Genomic DNA, 1,436 nt, shown 5'->3' with positions numbered 1-1,436 from the left:
CGTTGATGTCCCGGCAAGTGGTGTAAGTCTTCTTTCACTCGCTGCGCGGCAAGGCGCGTAGGGCGTAGCCCGAAGCGGCTTGCCGCGCAGCGACCGCTCCCTTCGGGGGTGGCCATTGTGAAGTCCGGATAAGTTTGGGGTGCGACCCACCAAACCTGTCCATAAAGGAAATCACAATGACCACCGCCACTATGGCATTAGCCGAGCTCGCCGAGAAGGGAGCCGATGTCGACGTCCTGCGCCAGATGGTGCAATTCATGGCCCAGCGCCTGATGGAACTCGATGTTGAAGGCCGCTGCGGCGCAGCCTACGACGAGAAGAATCCCGCCGAGCGCCTGAACAGCCGCAACGGCTACCGAGAGCGCACCTGGGACACCCGCGCCGGCAGCGTCGAGCTCAAGATCCCCAAGCTGCGCCAGGGCAGCTACTTCCCCGAGTTCCTGGAGCCTCGGCGCACCGCCGAGAAGGCGCTCACCGCCGTCATCCAGGAAGCCTACGTGCAAGGCATCTCCACCCGCTCGGTGGACGACCTGGTGAAGTCGCTGGGCATGAGTGGCGTCTCCAAGAGCCAGGTCAGCCGGCTGTGCGGCGAACTCGACGAGCGTGTCAACGCCTTCTTGGGACGCCAGATCGAGGGCGACTGGCCCTACCTGTGGGTCGATGCGACCTACGTGAAGACGCGCGAGGCCGGGCGCATCGTGAGTGTTGCGGTGATAGTGGCCGTGGGCGTGAACACCGACGGCCAGCGTGAAGTGCTGGGCTTGAAGGTCGGGGCCTCGGAGGCCGAGCCCTTCTGGACCGAGTTCCTGCGCAGTCTGAATCGTCGAGGTCTTCGCGGTGTGAAGCTCGTGATCAGCGACAGCCACGAAGGCATCAAGGCAGCCGCGGCGAAGGTCCTGAAGGCCACCTGGCAGCGTTGCCGGGTGCACTTCATGCGCAACGCCCTGGCGCACGCGGGCAAGACGCAGCGGCGCATGGTCTCTGCCGCCATCGGCACGGTGTTCGTACAGGACTCGGCCGATGCAGCGCGGGCGCAATGGAGGTCGGTCGCCGATCAGTTGCGAGACAAGTTCCCGAAGCTGGGCACGCTGATGGATGACGCCGAGAACGACGTCCTGGCCTTCATGACATTCCCACGAGCACATTGGACGCAGATCTATTCGACCAACCCGCTGGAGCGGCTGAATGCCGAGATCAAGCGGCGCACGAACGTGGTTGGCATCTTCCCCAATGACGCCTCGATCACGCGCCTGGTCGGCGCCATGATGCTCGAGCAGAACGACGAGTGGTCGCTCAACCGGCGGTACATGCAACTTGAAGGCCTGCAGACCTTGAGCGACACTGCGCCCACTCGGCTGTCCGCAGTGGCACGCTGAGTACCGTGCAGCTCAGCCTTCTCCGGGCTGTGGACCTACACCACGGAATGGGACGCGACC

The 1,436-nt window shown here is 64.2% G+C and carries 1 protein-coding gene; it reads left to right on the top strand.

Features of this window, described 5'->3' with window-relative positions; all coding sequences use genetic code 11:
- Positions 1-176: 176 nt before the first annotated feature.
- Complete coding sequence (locus ACCC97_RS28725) at positions 177-1,376, top strand: IS256 family transposase (RefSeq protein ID WP_413336366.1); 1,200 nt, start codon at positions 177-179, stop codon at positions 1,374-1,376.
- The last annotated feature ends 60 nt before the right edge of the window (positions 1,377-1,436 follow it).

The sequence above is a fragment of the Variovorax sp. Varisp85 genome, assembly GCF_047304045.1.
Classification (GTDB): Bacteria; Pseudomonadota; Gammaproteobacteria; order Burkholderiales; family Burkholderiaceae_C; genus Variovorax.
This window is presented reverse-complemented; position numbering and strand designations above follow the sequence as displayed.

Coding starts and splice junctions, on each gene's coding strand:
- ACCC97_RS28725 (WP_413336366.1), top strand. CDS start 177: ATGACCACCGCCACTATGGCATTAGCCGAGCTCGCCGAGAAGGGAGCC.